General features: G+C 70.3%; 22 protein-coding genes and 1 tRNA gene. 9 read left to right on the top strand and 14 right to left on the bottom strand.

All coding sequences use genetic code 11. From position 1 onward, the window contains the following. The first annotated feature begins 14 nt into the window (after positions 1-14). Positions 15-668, top strand: a complete 654-nt coding sequence (msrA, locus tag B7L05_RS01030) for a peptide-methionine (S)-S-oxide reductase MsrA (protein ID WP_085808346.1) — start codon at positions 15-17, stop codon at positions 666-668. On the opposite strand, the gene B7L05_RS01025 is transcribed toward msrA, so the two are convergent. The 8 genes from B7L05_RS01025 to B7L05_RS00990 all read right to left on the bottom strand — a co-directional run bounded on the left by B7L05_RS01025 (position 637) and on the right by B7L05_RS00990 (position 7,843). Then, the gene (locus tag B7L05_RS01025; RefSeq protein ID WP_085808345.1) at positions 637-873 is read right to left on the bottom strand and encodes a Trm112 family protein; all 237 of its coding nucleotides are present in this window, start codon (positions 871-873) and stop codon (positions 637-639) included. The two genes, msrA and B7L05_RS01025, sit on opposite strands and share 32 nt — an antisense overlap. Then, positions 870-1,487: an LON peptidase substrate-binding domain-containing protein gene (locus B7L05_RS01020; protein ID WP_085808344.1), complete on the bottom strand. Its 618-nt coding sequence runs from the start codon at positions 1,485-1,487 to the stop codon at positions 870-872. The genes B7L05_RS01025 and B7L05_RS01020 overlap by 4 nt, the downstream gene beginning before the upstream one ends. After that, positions 1,484-2,380, bottom strand: a complete 897-nt coding sequence (locus B7L05_RS01015; protein WP_085808343.1) for a tetratricopeptide repeat protein — start codon at positions 2,378-2,380, stop codon at positions 1,484-1,486. Before B7L05_RS01015 ends, B7L05_RS01020 begins: the two co-directional genes overlap by 4 nt. Before the next feature lie 97 nt (positions 2,381-2,477). Further along, complete coding sequence (locus B7L05_RS01010; RefSeq protein WP_085808342.1) at positions 2,478-3,326, bottom strand: TorF family putative porin; 849 nt, start codon at positions 3,324-3,326, stop codon at positions 2,478-2,480. Between the two features lie 156 nt (positions 3,327-3,482). After that, entirely contained in the window at positions 3,483-5,015 is a 1,533-nt protein-coding gene (locus B7L05_RS01005; protein WP_085808341.1) for a SulP family inorganic anion transporter, read from the bottom strand. Continuing rightward, positions 5,012-5,710, bottom strand: coding sequence for a carbonic anhydrase (locus B7L05_RS01000; protein WP_085808340.1), 699 nt, complete (start codon positions 5,708-5,710; stop codon positions 5,012-5,014). Before B7L05_RS01000 ends, B7L05_RS01005 begins: the two co-directional genes overlap by 4 nt. 88 nt (positions 5,711-5,798) lie before the next feature. Continuing rightward, entirely contained in the window at positions 5,799-7,136 is a 1,338-nt protein-coding gene (locus B7L05_RS00995; protein WP_085808339.1) for an ATP-binding protein, read from the bottom strand. Then, entirely contained in the window at positions 7,133-7,843 is a 711-nt protein-coding gene (locus B7L05_RS00990) for a response regulator transcription factor (protein WP_085808427.1), read from the bottom strand. The genes B7L05_RS00995 and B7L05_RS00990 overlap by 4 nt, the downstream gene beginning before the upstream one ends. A 201-nt stretch (positions 7,844-8,044) precedes the next feature. Between B7L05_RS00990 and B7L05_RS00985 the strand changes: the two genes are divergently transcribed. Then, positions 8,045-8,119, top strand: a tRNA-Gly gene (locus B7L05_RS00985). A gap of 138 nt (positions 8,120-8,257) precedes the next feature. Here the strand turns inward: B7L05_RS00985 and B7L05_RS00980 are convergent. Next, a complete protein-coding gene (locus B7L05_RS00980) occupies positions 8,258-8,635 on the bottom strand; it encodes a hypothetical protein (RefSeq protein ID WP_179187080.1) in 378 nt (125 codons plus the stop codon). A 202-nt stretch (positions 8,636-8,837) separates the two neighbouring features. On the opposite strand from B7L05_RS00980, the gene B7L05_RS00975 reads away from it, so the two are divergent. After that, positions 8,838-9,632: a DUF72 domain-containing protein gene (locus B7L05_RS00975; RefSeq protein ID WP_085808338.1), complete on the top strand. Its 795-nt coding sequence runs from the start codon at positions 8,838-8,840 to the stop codon at positions 9,630-9,632. 31 nt (positions 9,633-9,663) lie between these two features. Here B7L05_RS00975 and B7L05_RS00970 read toward each other — a convergent pair whose 3' ends face one another. Genes B7L05_RS00970 through hemC form a run of 3 tightly spaced genes read right to left on the bottom strand, consistent with a single transcriptional unit; the run spans position 9,664 to position 12,158 of the window. Beyond that, positions 9,664-10,563, bottom strand: coding sequence for a hypothetical protein (locus B7L05_RS00970; RefSeq protein WP_085808337.1), 900 nt, complete (start codon positions 10,561-10,563; stop codon positions 9,664-9,666). 24 nt (positions 10,564-10,587) lie between these two features. Next, entirely contained in the window at positions 10,588-11,256 is a 669-nt protein-coding gene (locus tag B7L05_RS00965; RefSeq protein WP_085808336.1) for a uroporphyrinogen-III synthase, read from the bottom strand. Continuing rightward, positions 11,253-12,158 carry a hydroxymethylbilane synthase gene (hemC, locus tag B7L05_RS00960; protein ID WP_085808335.1) on the bottom strand — a complete coding sequence of 302 codons (906 nt, stop codon included), beginning with the start codon at positions 12,156-12,158 and terminating at the stop codon, positions 11,253-11,255. The genes B7L05_RS00965 and hemC overlap by 4 nt, the downstream gene beginning before the upstream one ends. A gap of 68 nt (positions 12,159-12,226) precedes the next feature. Between hemC and tsaD the strand changes: the two genes are divergently transcribed. The 3 genes from tsaD to B7L05_RS00945 are packed head-to-tail and all read left to right on the top strand — an operon-like array spanning position 12,227 to position 14,794. Beyond that, entirely contained in the window at positions 12,227-13,252 is a 1,026-nt protein-coding gene (gene tsaD / locus B7L05_RS00955) for a tRNA (adenosine(37)-N6)-threonylcarbamoyltransferase complex transferase subunit TsaD (protein WP_085808425.1), read from the top strand. Between the two features lie 13 nt (positions 13,253-13,265). Continuing rightward, positions 13,266-14,276 carry an NAD(P)H-dependent glycerol-3-phosphate dehydrogenase gene (locus B7L05_RS00950; protein WP_085808334.1) on the top strand — a complete coding sequence of 337 codons (1,011 nt, stop codon included), beginning with the start codon at positions 13,266-13,268 and terminating at the stop codon, positions 14,274-14,276. Then, positions 14,273-14,794 carry a DUF1697 domain-containing protein gene (locus B7L05_RS00945; protein WP_179187079.1) on the top strand — a complete coding sequence of 174 codons (522 nt, stop codon included), beginning with the start codon at positions 14,273-14,275 and terminating at the stop codon, positions 14,792-14,794. Before B7L05_RS00950 ends, B7L05_RS00945 begins: the two co-directional genes overlap by 4 nt. A 9-nt stretch (positions 14,795-14,803) precedes the next feature. On the opposite strand, the gene B7L05_RS00940 is transcribed toward B7L05_RS00945, so the two are convergent. Further along, positions 14,804-16,657, bottom strand: a complete 1,854-nt coding sequence (locus B7L05_RS00940) for an AsmA family protein (RefSeq protein ID WP_085808332.1) — start codon at positions 16,655-16,657, stop codon at positions 14,804-14,806. A gap of 52 nt (positions 16,658-16,709) precedes the next feature. Further along, positions 16,710-16,871: a DUF1674 domain-containing protein gene (locus tag B7L05_RS00935; protein WP_085808331.1), complete on the bottom strand. Its 162-nt coding sequence runs from the start codon at positions 16,869-16,871 to the stop codon at positions 16,710-16,712. Positions 16,872-16,912: 41 nt separating this feature from the next. Between B7L05_RS00935 and B7L05_RS00930 the strand changes: the two genes are divergently transcribed. Genes B7L05_RS00930 through B7L05_RS00920 form a run of 3 tightly spaced genes read left to right on the top strand, consistent with a single transcriptional unit; the run spans position 16,913 to position 20,628 of the window. Next, positions 16,913-18,211: an RsmB/NOP family class I SAM-dependent RNA methyltransferase gene (locus B7L05_RS00930; protein WP_085808424.1), complete on the top strand. Its 1,299-nt coding sequence runs from the start codon at positions 16,913-16,915 to the stop codon at positions 18,209-18,211. A gap of 27 nt (positions 18,212-18,238) precedes the next feature. Next, positions 18,239-18,898, top strand: a complete 660-nt coding sequence (gene rpe, locus B7L05_RS00925) for a ribulose-phosphate 3-epimerase (protein ID WP_085808330.1) — start codon at positions 18,239-18,241, stop codon at positions 18,896-18,898. Beyond that, complete coding sequence (locus B7L05_RS00920; RefSeq protein WP_085808329.1) at positions 18,895-20,628, top strand: heparinase II/III family protein; 1,734 nt, start codon at positions 18,895-18,897, stop codon at positions 20,626-20,628. The genes rpe and B7L05_RS00920 overlap by 4 nt, the downstream gene beginning before the upstream one ends. Positions 20,629-20,667 lie beyond the last annotated feature (39 nt).

Below are 20,667 nucleotides of genomic sequence, written 5' to 3'. Positions count from 1 at the left end.
CCCATGTTGATGGCATGCGCAAGCTCCTGATCCCCGTCACCGTCGCAGCGATTGCCGCCGCGACGCTTGCCGTCCCCGCCCCCGCCGAACGCGCCGTGGTGATCCCGGCGGCGCGGCAGGACGTGCCCGCCACGCCGGGCATGCAGACCGCGGTGTTCGCCGGTGGCTGCTTCTGGGGCATGGAGGCGGTGTTCGAACGCGTGAAGGGCGTGCGCGCCGTCACCTCGGGCTACGCCGGCGGCGATCGCGCCACCGCCAATTACGCCGCCGTCTCGACCGAGCGGACGCGTCATGCCGAGGCGGTGCGCGTCGTCTACGACCCGCGTCAGGTGAGCTACGCCACGCTGCTGCGCGTCTACTTCTCGATCGCGCACGATCCGACGCAGCTGAACCGGCAGGGCCCCGACACGGGTCCGAGCTATCGCTCGGCGATCTTTCCGCAATCGCCGCAGCAGCGCGCCGTCGCCGCCGCCTATATCGCGCAGCTACAGCGCAGCGGCGCCTATCCGCGGCCGATCGTTACCAGGCTGGAGAGCGGCGCCTTCTTCCCCGCCGAGCCGAGCCATCAGCAATTCTTCGATCGCAACCCGACGCACCCCTATATCGTCGCGTGGGACAAGCCCAAGGTTGCAGCGTTCAGGGCTGCGTTCCCGACGCTGGCGCGCTGACCGCCTCATCGGGGCCAAGGCGGCGCGCCGCCTCGACCAGCATCACCGGCACGCCGTCGCGGATCGGATAGGCGAGGCCGGCGGCAAAGGAAACGAGTTCGCCCGCTGCTTCGTCGAACCGCAGCGGCATGCGCGTCAGCGGGCAGACCAATCGTTCGAGCAGCCACGGATCGATCGTGGCGCGCCCCGCACCTGCTGCGCTCACTGCAACGTCACGCGATCGTCGCCGTCGTGCCGGCCGAAGAATTGCATCAGCTGGACGATCAGGTCGGCGCGCGTGCCGATGCCGTCCGCCTCGAGCAGCGCCTGCTTCGCCGCGACGTCGAACGGCGCGATCTGCGCGATGCCGTTGACGAGACTCTGATCGTCGAGCCGCGACACCGCCTCCCAATCGACCGCATAGCCCTGCCGATCGGCGAAGCGGCGTGCCTCGACCTCGAGCGACGCGCGCGCACCGAGCGACAGCGTTTCCTCCGGCGGCGCCGGCAACAGTTCAGCCTCGACCTGGCGGAATTGCGTCGTCACCTCCAGCTCGCGGATAAGGCGAAACAGCGCCACGCCTTCAAGCACAAGGTTCGAGCGGCCGTCGTCGAGCATCTCGATCTCCGCGATCCGCCCGACACAACCAATGTCGTAGAGTGCGGGCGGCACGTCGCTGCCGCGCTCGGTGGCGCGCGGCTGGATCATTGCCACACGCCGGTCGCGCGCCATCGCGTCGGAGACGAGCGCGCGATACCGCGGCTCGAAGATGTGCAGCGGCAGGTGCATGCCGGGAAACAGCAGCGCGCCGGGAAGCGGAAAGATCGAGAGCCGCGTCATCCGAACAGGATCGCGGACAGGCGCCGGCGCTGTGCCGATACCCACGGATCCTCCAGCCCAACGACTTCGAACAGCTTGAGCAGCTGCTGGCGGGCGGCGCCGTCGTTCCAGTCGCGATCGGCCGCAGTAATGGCGAGGAAGCCGTCCGCGGCGGCGTCGCGATTGCCCGCTGCCATCTCGGCATTGGCGAGATCGAATTGCGCCTGCAGATCGTCGGGGTCGGCGGCCGTGGCGGCGCGCAGCGGCGCGAGATCGTCGACCGCCGGCGCCGACCGCGCGAGCGCGAGCGCCGCGCGCGCGCGGTCGAGTTCGGGCCGCTTCGCCACCTCGTCGGGGAGCGCCGCGAGCAGCGCATCGGCCGCGTCATGGTCACCGACCGCGATCAGGGCACGGACGCGGCCTGACAGGACGGCGGGATGCTCGGGCGCCATCTCGGCGAGCTGATCGAACACCGACAGTGAGCGCTCGGCATCGCCTTCCGCCAGCACTTCCTCGCCCATCGCGATCAGCGGTTCGAGCTCGGCCTCCTGCGACTGCGCCTCGCCGGTGATCGGCAGCTGGCGAAGCAGCTGATCGAGCGAGGCGCGCAGCTGCGATTCGGTGCGCGCATTGGTCAGATCGGCGACGAGCTGGCCCTGGAACATCGCATAGACCGTCGGGATCGAACGGATCTGGAATTGTGCGGCGATGAACTGGTTCTTGTCGGTATCGATCTTCGCCAGGATCACGCCCTTGTCGGCGTAATCGGCGGCGACCTTCTCGAGCAGTGGGGTCAGCGCCTTGCACGGGCCGCACCATTCCGCCCAGAAGTCGATGATGACCAGGCTGGTCATCGACGGTTCGACCACGTCCTTGCGGAACGCCTGAACGGCGTCCTTTTCCGCGGCACTCATTCCCAGCGTAGCCAAGGGCTGCTCCCGATAGATGGATCAGCCCCTTATGTGGTGACGGACCGGGGGAAGCAAACCCCCGGTCCGCGCGCCCGCGTCGTCAGAACGCGGCGGTGATCGAGAAGACGACCTGCGAATCGGCAATCGACCCCGTGCCGTCCTGCCCCTTGCTGAAGCTGGGCTGGAGGTACGCGCTCTCGCGACGGCTGATGTCGGTATCGGTATAGGCGATGCCGAGCGTCAGCGGGGTGTTGGGGATCGCAAAGTCGGCACCCACCAGCCAGTCGATATACTCGCCGGTCGGCGCGACGCTGGTCGCGAACGGGCCGAGGCCCGAATTGCCGTTGGAGAAGCCGATATGCCCCTTCAGCGTCAGCGGCGTGCTGGGGATTGCGGCAGCACCGTCGACCCACACGTAGAGGTTGTCGTTCTTGTCGCCCGGGTCATCGTACACGCCGTTCGCCGCCGAGGTACCGTTGAAATACCACGCACCCAGCGCTTCCTGCTTGGGGGCGTAGGCGAGGCCGACCGTCAGGCTGGCGGGGCCGGCGGTGCCCGATACCTTGACGTACGGCTCGATGAAGTCGGTGTTGTTGAACCCGCCGGGATACATGTACCAGGTCGCGCCGACATCGATGGTGAGATCGTTGACCGTCGTTTTGTAGCCCGCGATCAGGTCGAGCTCCATGTTCGAGCCGCCGAACGTGCCCCAGCCGGCGAGGTTCGAGCCCCACGTGCCGATATAGACGCCGCTCTCGTGCGCGATGGTGAGGCCGCCCTGAACGGCGAGGTTCTCGTCGCTCTGCGATACGCCGCGGAACCGATAGTCGGAGACGAGGCCGACGCTGCCGCTGACGGTGATCGGCTTGGGCGGATCGGCGTCCTGCGCGGCGGCCGGGAGGGCGAGCGCTGCAAGGACAGCGGCGGGAAGATACTTGAAGATCGTCATGGAACCTCCTGTTGGCAGAGGCTCCTCCTGCTTCCGATCCGCCCGCGCTCCTCCTTCCCGAGGGAAGCGGTCGCGGGCTGGCCGGCTAACTGTTACGCTATCGTAGCATTACATCTTGATTGTTGCTGAACCGTATCAAAACGTTTCTTGACGCTCTCACGCGCCGAGTGTGGCGATCCGGCCACGCTGGCCGCGGAGCTCCACCGGCGTGCCGGCGGCCTTGCGGCGCTGGAACCAGTCGCGCAGCAGCTCGGCCGTGGTGTGATCGACGGCGTCGAGCTTCGATACGTCGAGCCGCACCGGCGCGCCCGACGGCACGCGATCGAGCGTCGCCGACAGCTTGGGCAGCGTGACGAACGTCGCCGCGCCGTCGAGCGAGATCGCGTGTGCGTCACCGTCGCGCTGCTCGAACACCTTTAGCCGCAGGCGGCGCAGGTTCGGGATCAGCTCGAGCACCGTGAGCCCGATGCCGACGAGCACGCCGGTGAGCAGATCGGTCGCGACGACCATGAACAGCGTCGCCGCCCAGATCGCGACGGGCATCAGGCCGTAGTCGCGATAGAGGTGCTGGGCATGCTTGACGCTGACGAGCCGCCAGCCGGTGACGACCAGCACCGCGCCGAGCGCGGCCATCGGGATCGTGCGCAACAGCCACGGCAGCAGTGCGACGAAGCCGAGGATCCACACGCCGTGCATCATCGCCGACGCGCGCGTCATCGCGCCCGCCTGAACGTTGGCGGAGGAACGCACGATCACGCCCGTCATCGGCAGCGACCCGGCGAACCCGCACAGCAGATTGCCGACGCCCTGCGCGCGCAGTTCCTTGTTGTAGTCAGTGCGCACGCCATCGTGCATCTTGTCGACCGCCGCCGCCGACAGCAGCGTCTCGGCCGAGGCGATGAAGGCGATCGCGAGCGCGGCGGCGATGATGCTGGGATCGAGGAAGCGCGCGAGAACGCCGGCTTCCGGCGGGGTGATCGCGCCGATGATCGAGGCAGGCACGGCAACCTTGGCGACGTCGAACCCGAACAGCGCCGACACGACAGTCGCGGTGACGACACCGACCAGCGCGGGGGGCACGAGCTTGAGCGCGGCCGGGCGGAACCTCTCCCACGCCAGCATCGTGCCGATCGTGATCAGTGCGAGCGCGAACGCGAGTTCGGTCGCCTGGATGTCGCCGAACGACAGGCCGAGCAGCCGACCGGGCATTTCCGCAAGATTCTCCGGCCCCGACGAGAACGGCTTCTCGTCGAACAGGACGTGGAACTGGCCGACGACGATCAGCACGCCGATGCCCGCGAGCATCCCGTGCACCACCGCCGGACTGATCGCGCGGAACCAGCCGCCGAGCTTGAAGATGCCGGCGACGACCTGGATCGCGCCGGCGAGGATGAGGATCGGCCCGAGCGCGGACAGACCCTTGTCGCGCACGAGCTCGAAAACGATCACCGCGAGGCCGGCGGCGGGGCCGGACACCTGCAGCGGCGAGCCGGCGAGCGCACCAACGACGATGCCGCCGATGATGCCGGTGATCAGACCCTTTTCAGGCGCCACACCCGAGGCGACCGCGATGCCCATGCACAACGGCATCGCGACGAGGAACACGACGATCGAGGCGGTGAAATCCCGCCCGAAGAATTTCAGGGATGGAATGGAGACGCCAGCGCGCTCGACCGTCGCGTGTTTCATTCGGCTGCTTCCTGATAGGAGAAGTCGGCAGCCAACCGCTTTGCCGCGGGCTGCGCGACGGGCAACGGACGATCGGCGCGCACCACTTCGAAGCGGTTGGTTTCGCCGTTGAGCGCGAGCATCTGGCCGTTATGGATATCGACGAACCAGCCGTGCAGGGCGATCTCGCCGCGCGCGATGCCGGTGGCGACCGATGGGTGCGTGCGCAGATGCGCGAGCTGCGCGACGACGTTCTCGAGGCTGACGGCACGGACCCGATCGCCGTCTTCGAGATCGGGATAGCTCGAATCGACCACCTGGCGTGCGGCGGTGCCGTGGCGCAGCCACGCGACGACGTTGGGCATCGCCTCCAGCTTCGCGGGATCACCCGCGAGGCCCTTCATCGCGCCGCAATCGGAATGGCCGCAAACGATGATATCGCGGATGCCGAGTACCATCACCGCATATTCCACCGTCGAGGTGACGCCGCCGTTCTGCGTCGCATAAGGGGGCACGATGTTGCCGGCGTTGCGGCACACGAACAGGTCACCGGGCTGCGCCTGCAGGATCTGCTCCGGCACGATGCGCGAATCGGCACAACCGATGATGAGCGCCTTCGGGCTCTGCCCGTTGGTGGCGAGGTTCGAGTAGAGCGCACGGCTGTCCTCGAACACCTTCGTCTCGAAATCGAAGACGCGGCCGATAACTTCGTTCACAGGGGCTGCTCCTAAGACGTTTGGACCAGCCTATTTACCGCCCGCGCGTTGCTCACGATGGGCGGCAGTGTGATGTTTTGTGTCGCTGTTACGTTGTGTTTCTGGGGGCGACGTAGCGCGTGATCGGCAGCGTGACGCACGCCTCCAGCCCGCCGGCTGGGCGGTTGCGCAAGGTAAGCCGGCCAGCCTCCGCCTCGATCGCCTGCACGACGATCGGCAGGCCGAGGCCGAAACCGACGGTGTTGCGGCCGCGCGCAGGATCGAGCCGGACGAAGGGCTCGAGGACGTGCGCCAGCTCCGCCTCCGGGATGCCCGGCCCGTCGTCGCGCACGCACACCGTGACTTCGCCGTCGCCCGGCACCAGCGCGACGGAGACGCGCTCACCATAATGCAGCGCGTTGTCGACGAGATTGGTCAGCGCGCGCTTCACCGCGAGTCGGCGGACGCGCAACTCGAAATGATCGGGCCCCTCGTACGTCGCCTCGCGCCCGCGATCCTGCGCATCGTCGACCAGCGTCGCGCACATCACCGCAAGATCGATCGAGGTGGCCGATTCGGGATCGGCATCGCCGCCGAGGAAGGCGAGCAGCGAGGCGATCATCGCCTCCATCTCCGACACGTCGTTGCCGATCGCCTGGCGCGTCTCGTGGCTGTCGATCGCCTCCGTGCGCAGCCGCAGCCGCGCGAGCGGGGTGCGCAGATCGTGGCCGACTGCGGCGAGCGCTTGTGTCCGCGCCTCGATCAGCGCGCCGATGCGCTGTTGCATGCGGTTGAACGCGGCGACCACGCGGCGCACCTCGCCCGGCCCGTCCTCCGGCACCGAGCCGACCGGATCACGCCCGACGCGGTCGGCGGCGGCCGCGAGCCGGCGCAGCGGCAGCAGGGTCCGGCGGATCATCAGCCCGCCGAGCACCATCAGCGCGATGGCCGGCACCAGCGCGAGGACGATCCGCTCGACCGCAAAATCGAGCTTGGCGACCGCAGCCAATGTGCGGAAGTGCAGCCAGCTGCCGTCGCGCAGCCGCAGCGCGCCGCGCAGCTTCGAGCTGCGCCCGGGCGAGATCAGCCGCAGCCGCAGGTCGCCGGTGCGCAGGCTAGGCTCCCAATCGACGATCTGCCGCCGCGTCTGATCGAGCGCGGGATCGAGCGCGAGCGGCAGATCGGCGATGCCGTCCCAGTGCACCTCGTAACGATCGGTGGTGAGCTCGGCCGCCATTGCCGGGCGCTGCACCGGCGCGCGTTCCTCGAGCAGGCGGCGGCTTATGACGAGATGCTCGGCCAGCCGGCGCGCCTCGTCGTCGCGGACGGAGAATTCGCTCGCGCGCTCGTACATCAGCGTCGACACGCCGAACTCGATCACCATCGTCAGCAGTAGGATCGCGACGACCTGCCCGAGCAGGCCAACGGAGGGCAGCAGCCGCCTCAAACGCGCTCGACAGGGACGTTGAGCATGTAGCCGACACCGCGCACCGTGACGATCGGCGCCTGTTCCCCAGCGCTCGACAGCTTGCGGCGCAGCCGGCTGACGAGGACGTCGATCGAGCGATCCGAACTGTCGCCGAGCCGGGTGCGCGACAGTTCGATCAACCGCTCGCGCGCGATCACGCGCTGCGCGTGATCGGCGAGGACGACGAGGAGATCGAATTCGGCGCCGGTCAGATCGACGGCGGCGCCAGTCGGCGAGGTCAGCTCGCGGCGCGGCAGATTGACCGTCCAGCCCTCGAACTTGAGCACGCCCTGGTCACCCTCACCCGAACGGCGATCGAGCGCCGGGCGGCGCAGCACCGCACGAACGCGCGCGACCAACTCGCGCACGCCGAACGGCTTGGCGATATAATCGTCGGCGCCGAGCTCAAGCCCGACCACCCGGTCGGTCTCGCTCGATCGCGCCGACATGAAGATGATCGGCACGTCGCTCTTCTGGCGCAGCGAGCGGCACAGATCGATCCCGCTGGTGCCCGGCAGCATGATGTCGAGCAGCACAAGATCGACCGGCCCCGAATCGAGTGCGAGCCACATTTCGGGGGCGGCGGAAGCGGGACGGACGGCAAAGCCGTTTTCCTGAAGCGCACGTGCGGTAAGCATGCGCAGCGCAGGATCGTCCTCCACGAGAAGGATGGTTGGGGCAGTCATGCGCCGCGCGGCGTAGGCGGTAAGGCCCGCTTCGGTCAATCTCGCGTGCAATTTGGATCAACCCCGCGACCGGTGCGATGCGGCGGCGCGCGGTACTTCGACGATTGCCGCACAATTGGGCTTGCGGGGGTGAAAAGCCGCTGCTAGTGGCCGCGCCTCACCCAGCCCCGGCGCCTCGCTGCCGGGACTTACGGCGCCAGAGCGGGCGTAGCTCAGGGGTAGAGCACAACCTTGCCAAGGTTGGGGTCGAGGGTTCGAATCCCTTCGCCCGCTCCAGTTTCTTGTTCGTTGTGCCGGCGGTAAATCACAGAAGCTTGCGTTACCGCAGCATCGCCGACCGTTCGACGACTATAGTGCAAGACCGAGGTCTGGTAAGCGGATCGGACGGCGTTGACCGCCCGATCCGGATGTTACTTACTTCTTGCGGGCGCGCTTCGGCGCGGCGGCCGCGGCAGCATCCTCTTCCTCGTCGGGCTGTTCCTCGCCCGCCTCGCTCAGCGCCTCGCCGAGTGCCTTTAGCTTGTCCTGCGACTTGTCCGCGCGGTCGGCGATCTTGGTCGTGGCCTCGCCCAAGCGATGCAGCAGCGCATGGACGCGATCGGCGTCAGGCGTGTCCTTCTCGAGCTGCTTGCGCAGCGAACCCAGATCGCGAAGGATGCCCTTGGCGCCCGGCGTATCGACGTCCGCCAGCGCCGCTTCCCAGTCCTCGACCATGTCGGCACCCTTGGTCGCCTTGGTCTCGTCGAGGCCGCGATTGATCGCGTTCATTGTGCCGGCAAATTTCACAGCCATTGCTTTTCCGTCCTTCCGCCATGGGATCAATCCCGCGAGGCGAACGAAGCGTGGTGGCGATGGGTCCTGCCGCGCCTAAGCAATGATACAAACCTGGATCAACTACCGGGTGCTCAGCCGCTGACGCGAGTGGCGGGTCGCGGAGCGCCTGGTCCGCCGCTTGATCTGCCGACGCGGCGCGCCGCCTGCTACATGCCCTGTCATGACACATGCACCGATTCGCGTCGGCATCGGCGGCTGGACCTTTGAGCCGTGGCGCGGAAGCTTTTTCCCCGAGAAATGGCCGGTGAAGCGCGAGCTCGAATATGCCAGTCGCCAGGTGACCGCGATTGAGGTGAACGGCACTTACTATAGTGGGTTCAAACCGGCGACGTTCGCGGGGTGGGCGACGACCGCACCCGACGGCTTCGTCTTCACGTTGAAGGCATCGCGCTACTGCACCAATCGCAAGATCCTCGCCGAAGGCGGCGAATCGATCCAGCGCTTCGTGTCGCAGGGAATTGTCGAGCTCGGCGAGAAGCTCGGACCGATCCTGTGGCAGTTCATGGCGACGAAGAAATTCGAGCCCGACGACTTTGCGGCATTCCTCGAGCTGCTGCCCGCGAAGCACGAGGGGGTGGCACTGCGCCACGCGGTCCACGTGCGACATGCGAGCTTCGCCGATCCGGCATTCGTCGCGCTGTGCCGGGCGGCGGGCGTGGCGATCGTCTACGCCGATTCGCGCGACCACCCGGCGATCGCTGATGTGTCGGGTGATTTCGTCTACGCGCGGCTCGAAGATGCGGTGGAGGAGGAGCCGGCGGGCTATGCGCCGGCGGCGCTCGAACGGTGGGCCGACGCTGCGCGCTGCTGGGCTGGCGGCGGGCAGCCGGCAGGACTGCCCTATATCGCCGACGCGCCGGCCGCGACGCCGCGCGAGACGTTCGTGTTCTTCATCAACGGCGCCAAGGTGCGTGCGCCGCACGGCGCGACGGCGCTTATCGAACGGTTGCGCTAGCCACTCCCCGCCGACCAGCGCGCGCTGCGCGTCAGCCTGTCGGCTGCTCGAGAGGCAGTAGATCGGTATTCGCTGGCTGCTGTGCGGGCGCGGGCAGCGCCGGCCGCTGCGCCGACGGGATCGTGCCGACGATCGCGGCGGTCTCCAGCGTGTCTAGCGCGCGGCGCGCCTCGACGTAGCGTTGCGCCGCCGCCGTCCAGTTGGTCGCGCGGTTGGCGCCCGGCAGTCGGCCGATCTCCTCCAACGCGGGTTCGACCTGCCCGGCATCGAGCATGCGGCGTGCCCGCGCCAGGCGATCGGACGGCAGCGGCGACGGCGTGTTCGCCTCGTGAAGCACCACCAGCGTGCGCAACTCGCGCAGCAGCCCGTCGAACCAGTCGCCCGGTCCGGGATTGAGCAGGATTGAGGCGTTGCTGTCGAGCGCCTGGCGCAGCGCCTCGATCGTCACCGGATCGCGGCCGGCCTGGATCACCGTCACCACCGCGCGCTGCTGCGTCGTGCCGAAGCGCGCGCGCAATTGATCTTCGAGATAGCCGAGCGCGGTACCGCGCTCGATCGCGCGGCGCGCGGCAAAGGCAACGAGGATCGCCTCGGCCTGGCCAGCGCGGTCCGCGGCACCAGCGACGTCGACGCTGATCGCTGCTGTTCGCGCCTCGAGCGCAGCGAGTTGGGCACCGAGCGCACTCTCGCGCGCGGCGAGCGTAGTGGTGACGGCAGCGTTCGGCAGCACGGCGGACGCGGTCGCGACGGCGGCGCCGGCGGCAGGGCTCGGCTGCGTCGCGGGTGCGGCGCCGTCGCTCCACCAGCCCTTGCCCTCCCGCACCGCCGACCACATCAGCGCGATCCCGATCGCGAAGGCGAGCACGACCAGCAGAACCAGGAGGCTGACGCGCGATCGGCGGGGGGCGTTGGGCGGCGCGGCATCGTCCATCGCGGCCTTATCTCCGCGCCCGGCCTAACGGTCAATCGCGCGCGTCGCAGCGGCGGCGACCAGCGCGGCGTCGTTCCGGGTTGCGGCGACGACCACGTCGCGCCACCCGGCCCCGGCGGCATCGGCGACCTTTGCGCTGAGCGCCGCGACCCTAACGTCAGCCGGATCTATAGCCGCGCTATCCAGCAGCGTGCGGAACCGCTCGGCCGCGCGGCTAGAGTGCAGCAGCGCGATCGCGCCGCGCGCCGCGGCTACCGCACCCGGCGGATGATCGATCGCGACGGTAGTATAGACCGCGACGTCGACGATGCCGGCAAGCGGGGTTGGCCGATCCGCCGTCAAGCGAAGGATGCGATGATAGCCCCGCGCCTGCGCGATGCGCAGCGCTGCAGCGCCGTCGGTATCGCCCGTCGCGATCACCGTCAGACGTGCCGCTTGCGCCGCTTCGGCCGTCGCCGTGCCGACCGCGATTACCGGCAGATCCCGCAGTGCCGCGAGCCCGTCGCCGGCGTGGCGCACCGCATTGGCGCTGGTCAACAGCAGCGCGTCGAAGCGGCCGGGTGGCGGCGACCAGGCCAGCGGCGCGATGGTGAACAGCGGCAGCAGGATCGGGTGCAGCCCCGCTGCATGCACGCGCGCTGCGGTGACGGTAGCGCCGGGGGCGGGCCGCAGCACCAGCAGCCGGCGGCTCACCCCTCGAACAGGCGGCGGATCGCCGGCGGCGCGCGGCCGAGCAGCGTCTCGGCGAGCTGGGTCCCCACCGCCACGCCGTCGTTCCCCGTCAGGCAGGCGGTGACGTGATCCTCGCCGTCCTCGTCGAGCAGCTCGGCGCGCAGGCTGATCCCGTCCGCGCCCTGCGTCGCCAGCGCCGCGACCGGCGAGTGGCACGTCGCGCCGAGCCGCGCGAGAAAGGCGCGTTCCGCCATCACGCACGCCCGCGTATCGGCGCAGTCGATCGCGGCGACCAGCGCGCGTGCCGGGCCGTCGGCGCGCGTCTCGACGCCGACGGCACCCTGCGCCGGCGCCGGCAGCATCGCGTCGATCGCCAGCGCGACGCCCGTATCGTGCCGCCCGAGCCGATCGAGCCCGGCGGCGGCAAGCAGCGTCGCATCGACCTCGCCGGTCGCGAGCTTGCCCAATCGCGTGTCGACGTTGCCGCGGAACAGCACGATCTGAAGATCAGGGCGTTGATGGAGAAGCTGCGCGCGGCGGCGCGGCGAGCTGGTGCCGACCACCGCGCCGTGGCGGAGCGCGTCCACGGAGTCGGCGCCGATCAGCCGATCGCGTACGTCGGCGCGCGGCAGCAGCGCGGCGATCGCGATCGCATCGGGGCGGATCGTCTCGACGTCCTTCATCGAGTGGACGCACGCGTCGACCTCGCCGGCGAGCAGCGCGCGGTCGAGCTCCTTGGTCCACAGCGCCTTGCCGCCGATTTCGGCCAGCGCACGATCCTGCACCCGATCACCCGTCGTTCGGATCACGACGATCTCAACGTCGGCCCAGCCGTGCGCAGCGATCAGCGCGTCGCGCACCATGCCGGCCTGCGTCAGCGCGAGCGGCGAGCCGCGCGTTCCCAATTTGAATATCTCGCTCACAACGCCCCGCCCTATCGGCCGCCGCGCGCGCTTCGACAAGCAGGGGGTGACGCGATAAGGCCATGCCGATGATCATCCTCGGCCTCGAATCCTCGTGCGACGAAACCGCGGCGGCGCTGGTGACCGGCGATCGGCAGGTGCTGGCACACCGCCTCGCCGGCCAGGAAGCGGCGCACCGGCCGTACGGCGGCGTCGTGCCCGAGATTGCGGCGCGTGCGCACGTTGAGGCGCTCGAGCCGCTCGTCGCCGCGGCGCTCGGCGATGCCGGGCTGACGCTCGCCGACGTCGATGCCGTCGCGGCGACCGCCGGCCCGGGGCTCATCGGCGGGGTGATGGTGGGACTCGTCACCGGCAAGGCGCTGGCGCACGCCGCGGGCAAGCCGCTGATCGCGGTCAACCATCTCGAGGGGCACGCGCTGAGCCCGCGGTTGAGCGATCCCGACCTCGACTTTCCCTATCTGCTGCTGCTCGTCTCCGGCGGGCATTGTCAGCTGCTGCTGGTCGAAGGGGTCGATTGCTATCGCCGGCTGGCGACGACGATCGACGATGCGGCGGGCGAGGCGTTCGACAAGACGGCCAAGCTGCTGGGGCTCGGTTTCCCCGGCGGGCCGGCGGTGGAGCAGGCGGCACTGCGCGGCGATCCCACCGCCGTGCCGCTGCCGCGCCCACTGCTGCGCTCGCCCGAGCCGCATTTCTCCTTCGCGGGACTCAAGGCAGCGGTCGCGCGCGTCGTCGGCGACTATCAGGCGGACGATATTGCGGCATCGTTCCAGGCGGCGGTGGTCGATTGCCTGCTCGATCGCACGACGCGTGCGATCGCCCGCGCGCCGGGCGCGACCGCGCTGGTGGTGGCTGGCGGCGTCGCGGCGAACGGTGCGGTGCGCGGCGCCTTGTCGGCGCTCGCCGCGACGAACGGGCTGCGCTTCGTCGCACCGCCGCTCTGGCTGTGTACCGACAATGCCGCGATGATCGCCTGGGCAGGGGCCGAACGCTTCGCCGCCGGGCTGACCGACCCGCTCGACGTCGCGGCGCGCCCGCGCTGGCCGCTCGATCCTACGGCGGAGGCGGTGCGCGGCGCCGGCGTCAAGGCGTGAGGGGCAGGACAGCATGAGAATCGGCGTGATCGGCGGCGGCGCCTGGGGCACCGCGCTCGCGCAAGTGGCGGCGCGCGACGCGGACACCGGTGACGCATCGAGCGGCGAAACGTCGGGTGGCGACGTGCTGCTGTGGGCGCGCGAGGCGGACGTCGTTGCCGCGATCAACGATCGTCACGAGAACATCGTCTTCCTGCCGGGCGTGCCGCTGTCGCCGGCGATTCGCGCGACCGACGCGTTGGACGATCTGGCGGCGTGCGACGCCCTGCTCGTCGTCGCGCCGGCGCAGCACGTCGGCGCCGTCCTTGCGCAATTGCCCGCGGGCGAGACGCCGCTGGTGCTCTGCGCCAAGGGGATCGAGGCGGGCACACGGCGGCTGGTGAGCGAGGTGGCACAGGCAGCGCACCCGCGCGCACCGATCGCGGTCCTGTCGGGGCCGACCTTCGCGCACGAGGTTGCCGCCGGGCTGCCAACGGCAGTGACGCTGGCGTGCGCCGACCCAGCGCTGCAGGCGCGGCTCGCGGCGCGGCTCGCGAGCCCGGGATTTCGTCCATACGCATCAAGCGACGTCGTCGGCGCGGAGATCGGCGGCGCGGTGAAGAACGTGCTGGCGATCGCGTGCGGCGTCGTCGATGGCGCGGGACTGGGGCAGAATGCACGTGCCGCGCTGATAGCGCGCGGCTTTGCCGAGATGACCAGATTCGGCATTGCCCGTGGCGCCCGGCCCGAGACACTGGCGGGGCTGTCGGGGCTCGGTGATCTGGTGCTGACCTGCTCGTCGACGAGCAGCCGCAACTTCTCGCTTGGCCTGGGCCTCGGGCGCGGCGGACGCGCGCCGGACCTTCTCGCCGATCGGCGGACGGTGGCGGAGGGGGCGTTCACCGCGCCGGTGTTGGCGGAAGCGGCGGCGGACGTCGGGATCGACATGCCGATCACCGCCGCGGTCTGCCGGCTGCTCGACGGCGCGCCGGCGCGCGACGTGATCGAGGCGCTGCTGGCGCGGCCGCTGCGCGAGGAAGCGTGACGCGCTGGGCGGCGCTGCCGCGCGCGATCAACGCGGGCAAGACGCTGAAGATGGCCGATCTGCGCGCGTTCCTGGTCGAGCAGGGAATGCGCGACGTGGCGACGCTGCTGGCATCGGGCAACGCGGTGTTCGCCTGCGACGAAACCGACGCGCGCGCGATCGAGGACCGGCTGGCGGCGGCGGCACGTCACCGGCTGTCGCTCGACACCGACTGGTTCGTGCGCAGCCACGACGAACTTGCCGCGATCGCCGGCGCGAACCCGTTCCCCGATGCGAGCGCGGCGCGGCCCAACCTGCTGATGGTGTTGTTCTTCCGCGATCCGGTCGATCCAGCGCGCCTGCCGCGCGATCACGGCGGGCCAGAGCGGATCCACGCGGTGGGCCGCGAGCTGTTCGTCGACTATGCCGGCGGGGTCGGGCGATCGACGCTGGAGCCGGCGATGAAGCGTGCCAAGCTGCCGCCGGCGACCGCGCGCAACTGGAACACGCTGCTCAAGCTGGTCGCGGCGACCGCCTAATCCGCGGGTTCACCGAAGCACGCGCGCTGCAAGCGGCCCGCAATCGGCGTCGGCGGCGACCGGGCCCTGCCGGCCAGTGATCGCGCGGCCGATCGCTTTGAAGATGTTGCCGGCAGACTTCACCTCGCGCGGGACGACGATGTCGGGCTCGCTGATCGTGCCCGTCATCGTCGCCGATCCCGGCAGGCGAAGGATGGCGTTCTGCTTGGGTGCGCCCGTCAGCCGGATCGCGAGCGCTTCGCTTGGAAAGGTGATCGTGCCGCTGCCGTCGAGCCGGCTCTGCGAGGTATCGACCACGAACGTCCGCGAACGGCCCGTCCCGCCGCGCATCGCGAACCCGACGACGACGCAGCGCAACGCGGCGCGATCGTCGTGGCTTGCGAGCAGCGCGCGGCCCGCATCGAAACCGAGCGCGGCCGCAATCTCCGCCGGTAGCGCACCATCGCGCGCAACGAGGCCGATGCGGCCGTCCGATCGGCCGACGACCTCGCGCAGCGTGCTCCCGCGCCCGGTGAGTAGTGCGCGCCCGTCGACCCTGCCGGTGACCGAGCCGCCACCGCCGCCGAGCGCGGCGATGCTGCTGTCGACGAGACGCAGATCGAGCCGGACGCGCGGCTCCGGCGCACCGTCGCGTTGATCGACCAGCACGTCGCCAGTGATCCGCCCCTTGCGCATCGCGATCGTCAGCGGGCTGATCGTCAGCCGCCGCCGGTCGAGCGTCAGCGTACCGCGCATCGCCGTCAGCGACGACGGGCCGTCGCGGCTGACGATCCGCGCGATGCGGAAGGCAATGCGCCCATCGGTCGACCCGATCTTGGCAAGGTTGAGCTTGGTTTCGGGCACGACGCGCGGGCCGATCGCGCGTTCCTTCGCCGCGCCGCGCGCAAGGCCTTCGTCCGAGCTGAAATCGGCGAAATCGAGCTGCCGGGACGTGAACGTACCGTCGATCTTCGCGCGCTCACCGGTCTTGTCGACGGTGAGCCGGCCCGACAGGTCGGAGCGCCCGATGCGGCCGTCGAGCCGGTCGATCAGCCACTGGCCGGGCTTGCGGCGGACGTACGCCGACAGGACGACCGGCTGCGTGCGGAACAGCCCGGCCTCGATGATCGCATCGATCAGCTTCAAGTCGGCCGCCTCGGCGGTAACGTCGAGCGTCATGTCATCGGTATCGAGCGGCGATGCCATCGTGCCGGTGGCGTGCATCGACAGCCCTTCTCCGGCGAGTCGCGCGTCGAACGGCCAGGGAATGACGCGGCGGTCGGATATCGCCGGCGTGCGGACGGCGAGACGCACCGGCGTACCGCGCACCATGCCGCTGCCCGCCAGCCGGAGCCCGCGCGCGGCATCGGAGACGAGCGCGAGATCGAAGCTGCGGCGCTGCTTCGCATCCTCGTACACCAGCCGCGAATCGCGCACGACGAGCGCGGCGAGGTTGCCGCCGCCTGCGCCGCCGCGCCGCTCGCTGCCGCGCCAGTTCTCGCGCCCGTCGGCGGTGCGGATCAGGTGTAGCCGCGCACCCGTGATCGTCACGTCGTGCAGCGCGAGATCGCCCTTGAGGAGTGACAGCGCGCCGAAGCCGATTCGCATGGTCGCAACGCGCGCCAGATCGGTCTTGCCGGTCCACGCCGGCCCGGGCACGCGGACGTCGCCGAGCGCGATCACGGGAGAGAAGCCGAAGCGGTCGACGCGCTCCATCCGGCCGATCGTGATGGGGCGCCCGAACCGCTCGCTCAGCCGATCCTCGATCACGCCCTTCAGTACGCCATACGGAAAGGCGGCGAGCAGCAGCGGCAGCGCGGCCAGCAGGAACGCCACGATGGCCGCCGCGATGCGGATGCGGCGGTCGGCGAAGAAGCGTAGCATCGCCGAGAGACGCCCGCCTGTCAGGATCGTTCCGGGGGCGTGCTGATTCAGATCAGAAATCGATCGCGATGCCCTTCTTTTCCCAATCGCCGTAGCGCACGGGATCGCGCCCAAGCGGATCGTGCTCGGGCCGCTTCACCGGCTCGGGTTTGGGCATCGGCGTGTTGGGCGTGAGATAGGCCGGCGGCTTCACATGGGCGGGGCGCTTCGACATCGGCTCTTCCGGTTGCGGCGTTCACCCGCCACATGGGGCCGATGCCTGCCCCCGCCAACCCCCGCCCCGCCACGCCCAACCGCCGCCCGGCTGATCCGCCGGGCATGCCGGCACGCCGCGCGGCGATGCGGCTGCTCGACGCGGTGCTGCGCCGCGGCGATCCGCTGGAGGCCGCGCTGCCCGCCGCGACGCGTGACCTCGCCGAGGCGAACGACCGTGGGCTGGCGCACGCGATCGCCGCGGAGGCGCTGCGCCGCCTGCCGGATCTCGACGCGCTGATCGACAGCGCGACCCGGCAGCGGCTGCCCGACGACGCCAAGGCGCGCACCGCGCTGCGCATCGCGCTGGTCCAGACGCTGGCGCTCGGCACCCCGCCGCACGCGGCGATTGCAACGGTGCTGCCGCTGGTCGACGGTGGGCCGCGCAAGCTGGTCCACGGCGTGTTCGGATCGCTGACGCGCGGCGGCGCAACCCTGCCAGACGTGCCGACATTGCCGCCGACGGTGGCGGAGCGGTGGCGCATGGCGTGGGGGGAAGCGGCGGTTGCAGCGGCGGCGGCAGCGATCGCCGCGCCGCCCCCGCTCGATCTGACGCTCGCCGACTCCGACGCGCTGGCGCCTGACGGGCTGGCGCTCGCCCCCGACCAGCGCCGGCTGGTGGACGCCGGCCCCGTCACGCAGCTTCCCGGCTATGCGGAGGGCAATTGGTGGGTGCAGGACGTCGCGGCGTCGCTGCCGGCGCGGCTGCTTGGGCGCGGACCCGGCGAGGCGATCGACCTGTGCGCCGCGCCCGGCGGCAAGACGATGCAGCTCGCCGCCGCCGGCTGGAACGTGACGGCGCTCGAGGTGTCGCCCGCGCGCGCGGCGCGGCTGCACGAGAATCTGGCGCGCACCGGTTTGCCCGCCAAGGTCGTCATCGCCGACGCGCTGCACTGGGCGCCGCCCGCGCCGGTCGACGCGCTGCTGATCGACGCACCGTGCAGCGCGACGGGCATCTTTCGCCGCCATCCGGACGTGCTGTACCGCGCGCACGCCGCGATCGTCGCCGACATGGCCGCGCTGCAGGCGCAGCTGCTCGCGCGCGCGGCCGAATGGGTGCGGCCGGGCGGGCGGCTGGTCTATGCCACCTGCTCGCTCGAGCGCGCCGAGGGCGAGGATCAACTCGCGCGCTTCCTCGCCGATCGTCCCGACTATCGCGTCGATCCGCCAACCGCGGGCGATCTGCCAGCGGGGTTCGCCGCGCAGGACGGCGGCTATCTGCGCACGCTGCCCGGCACGCTTGCGGCGCAGGGCGGGTGCGACGGCTTTTTCGTCGTCCGGCTCGTGCGCGCTTCCGCCTGACGGCAACGCTTGTTAACGCAGGCGATTATGAAGCCCGTCCGCATCGCTCCGTCCATCCTGTCCGCCGATTTCGCCAAGTTGGGCGAGGAAGTGCGCGCGATCGACGCGGCGGGGGCGGACTGGATCCATATCGACGTGATGGACGGGCATTTCGTCCCCAACATCACGATCGGCCCGGCAGTGGTGAAGGCGCTGCGCCCGCACACCGCCAAGCCGTTCGACGTCCACCTGATGATCTCGCCGGTCGACCGCTATCTCGATGCCTTTGCCGAGGCGGGTGCGGACACGATCACCGTTCATCCCGAGGCGGGGCCGCATATCCATCGCTCAATCCAGCACATCAAGTCGCTGGGCCTGCGCGCCGGCGTCGTCCTGAATCCTGGAACGCCGGCGAAGATGCTCGATTACCTCATCGACATGGTCGATCTTGTCCTGGTGATGAGCGTCAACCCCGGCTTCGGCGGGCAGAGCTTCCTCGACGGGCAGCTCAAGAAGATCACCGCGATCCGCAAGATGATCGACGCGAGCGGGCGCGACATCGATCTGGAGGTCGACGGCGGGATCGACGCCGACACTGCCGTCCGCGCGATCGCCGCGGGGGCCGACGCGCTCGTCGCCGGCACCGCCACCTTCCGCGGCGGGCCCGATGCCTATGCCGCCAACATCCGCGCGCTGCGCGGCGGATGAGCGAAGCGGACCACGATACCAGCCCCGACGGAATCGACGAGGGCAAGCGGCTGATGCGCGTCGGCGGCGACAAGGGCCTGTCGCTCGCCGAACGCCTCACCGATCGCTTCCACCGGCTGACGTGGCGCACCCCGATCCACGAGCTGCGGCTGAAGGGCCGCTATCCGCTGAAGCTGATCGCCGTGCCCGACGATCCGCTATTCGGCGACGTCGCGCGCGGGCAGGCGCTGCTCGCCGGGCGCATCCAGTTCCGCGGCGAGAGCCACGCGATCGAGGGACTGGATCTGCGCACGCTAGCACCGTCCGCCGGGTTCGCCGACTATCTCCACAGCTTCGCTTGGCTGCGTGACCTGTCGAGCGTCGCGACCCGCGTCCAAGCGTCGCCGGTCGCCGAATCGCTGATGGAACGCTGGCTGGCGGCGCATGGCGAGAAGGTGACGGCGGCGGCGTGGCGGCCCGATCTATGGGGGCGGCGGATCCTGTTCTGGACCGCGCACGCGCCGCTGATCCTGTCGTCGACCGACCTCATCTACCGCTCCAAGGTGCTGAACGCGTTGGCGCGCGGCGCGCGGCACATCGATCGTAGCGCGGACAAGGCGCTGGCCGGGCCTGCGCGGGTGGCGGCGTGGTGCGGCGTGATCGCGGCCGGGCTGCTGATCCCCGGCGGCGATCCGCGGCGCGCATTCGGCGAGGCGGGGCTGAGCCGCGCGATCGGCGGCGCGCTGCACGACGATGGCGGGGTAGTGAACCGCTGCCCCGAATCGCTGCTCGATCTCCTCGCCCTCCTCGTCATGCTGCGCGAGAGCTATGCCGCTCGGCGGCTCGAACTGCCCGGTTTCGCGCACGAGGCGATGGTGCGGATCGTGCCCGCGCTGCTCGGCAGCTGCCACGCCGAGCGCGGGCTGGCGAGCTGGCAGGGCGGCGGGCCGGTGCCAGCCGACGCCGTGGCGCAGGTGATCGCGGCGAGCGGCATCCGCACGCGCCCGCTGCGCCAGGCTCGCGATTGGGGCTATCAGCGACTCGCGGCGGCAGGCGCGGTGCTGATCGTCGATGCCGCACCCCCGCCGGTGGCGCGCGTCGTCGACGGTGGCTGTGCCTCGACGCTGGCGTTTGAACTCTCCGACGGGCCCGCGCGCATCATCGTCAATTGCGGCGGCGCGCGCGCGGCCGATGCGCGGCTGCCCAGGCAGCTGATCGAGGGGCTGCGCACGACCGCGGCGCATTCGACACTGACGCTGGCGGACACCAATTCCACCGCTATCCACGCCGATGGCACGCTCGGTCGCGGCGTCGCCGAAGTCGAGCTCGTGCGGCAGGAATCGGAGGGCGCGAGCCGGATCGAGGCGAGCCACGATGGCTACGTGCGCCGTCACGGCTTCGTCCACCGCCGCCAGCTGGTGCTGACCGGAGACGGCAAGGAAGTGCGCGGCGAGGACGTGCTGCTGCCCAAGGGCAAGCGCCGCAAGCCGGGCGCGACGCCGTTCGCGATCCGCTTCCATCTCGGCCAGGGCGTCGAAGCCTCGCCGACCGCCGACGGGCTCGGCGCGGTATTGCGCGTGCCCGGCGGCGCGATCTGGCAGTTCCGGACGCGCGGCGGGATGCTCGCGGTCGAGGACAGTCTGTGGATCGATGGCGAGGGGCGGCCGATCGCGACGCAGCAGCTCGTCATCGCCGGCAGCGCCGAGGCGGGGGGCGCGACGGTCGGCTGGGCCTTGAAGCGCGCGCGCTGACGGGTAAAGGCCGCGGCGTTCTTTCCACCCGAGCGCGCA

The sequence above is a fragment of the Sphingomonas sp. TZW2008 genome (assembly GCF_002117915.1).
Lineage (GTDB): Bacteria > Pseudomonadota > Alphaproteobacteria > Sphingomonadales > Sphingomonadaceae > Sphingomonas.
The sequence above is the reverse complement of the archived record's forward strand: the minus strand, read 5'-3'. Positions and strand labels throughout refer to the sequence as shown.

What these genes read in the sequence shown, in the direction of transcription:
- B7L05_RS00975 (WP_085808338.1), top strand. Translation starts at nt 8,838, where the DNA reads ATGACACATGCACCGATTCGCGTCGGCATCGGCGGCTGGACCTTTGAG.
- B7L05_RS01015 (WP_085808343.1), bottom strand. Translation starts at nt 2,380, where the DNA reads ATGAGTGCCGCGGAAAAGGACGCCGTTCAGGCGTTCCGCAAGGACGTG.
- B7L05_RS00920 (WP_085808329.1), top strand. Translation starts at nt 18,895, where the DNA reads ATGAGCGAAGCGGACCACGATACCAGCCCCGACGGAATCGACGAGGGC.
- B7L05_RS00980 (WP_179187080.1), bottom strand. Translation starts at nt 8,635, where the DNA reads ATGGCTGTGAAATTTGCCGGCACAATGAACGCGATCAATCGCGGCCTC.
- msrA (WP_085808346.1), top strand. Translation starts at nt 15, where the DNA reads ATGCGCAAGCTCCTGATCCCCGTCACCGTCGCAGCGATTGCCGCCGCG.
- B7L05_RS01005 (WP_085808341.1), bottom strand. Translation starts at nt 5,015, where the DNA reads ATGAAACACGCGACGGTCGAGCGCGCTGGCGTCTCCATTCCATCCCTG.
- B7L05_RS00930 (WP_085808424.1), top strand. Translation starts at nt 16,913, where the DNA reads ATGCCTGCCCCCGCCAACCCCCGCCCCGCCACGCCCAACCGCCGCCCG.
- tsaD (WP_085808425.1), top strand. Translation starts at nt 12,227, where the DNA reads ATGATCATCCTCGGCCTCGAATCCTCGTGCGACGAAACCGCGGCGGCG.
- rpe (WP_085808330.1), top strand. Translation starts at nt 18,239, where the DNA reads ATGAAGCCCGTCCGCATCGCTCCGTCCATCCTGTCCGCCGATTTCGCC.
- B7L05_RS00990 (WP_085808427.1), bottom strand. Translation starts at nt 7,843, where the DNA reads ATGACTGCCCCAACCATCCTTCTCGTGGAGGACGATCCTGCGCTGCGC.
- B7L05_RS00970 (WP_085808337.1), bottom strand. Translation starts at nt 10,563, where the DNA reads ATGGACGATGCCGCGCCGCCCAACGCCCCCCGCCGATCGCGCGTCAGC.
- B7L05_RS00940 (WP_085808332.1), bottom strand. Translation starts at nt 16,657, where the DNA reads ATGCTACGCTTCTTCGCCGACCGCCGCATCCGCATCGCGGCGGCCATC.
- B7L05_RS01010 (WP_085808342.1), bottom strand. Translation starts at nt 3,326, where the DNA reads ATGACGATCTTCAAGTATCTTCCCGCCGCTGTCCTTGCAGCGCTCGCC.
- B7L05_RS01020 (WP_085808344.1), bottom strand. Translation starts at nt 1,487, where the DNA reads ATGACGCGGCTCTCGATCTTTCCGCTTCCCGGCGCGCTGCTGTTTCCC.
- B7L05_RS00950 (WP_085808334.1), top strand. Translation starts at nt 13,266, where the DNA reads ATGAGAATCGGCGTGATCGGCGGCGGCGCCTGGGGCACCGCGCTCGCG.
- B7L05_RS00935 (WP_085808331.1), bottom strand. Translation starts at nt 16,871, where the DNA reads ATGTCGAAGCGCCCCGCCCATGTGAAGCCGCCGGCCTATCTCACGCCC.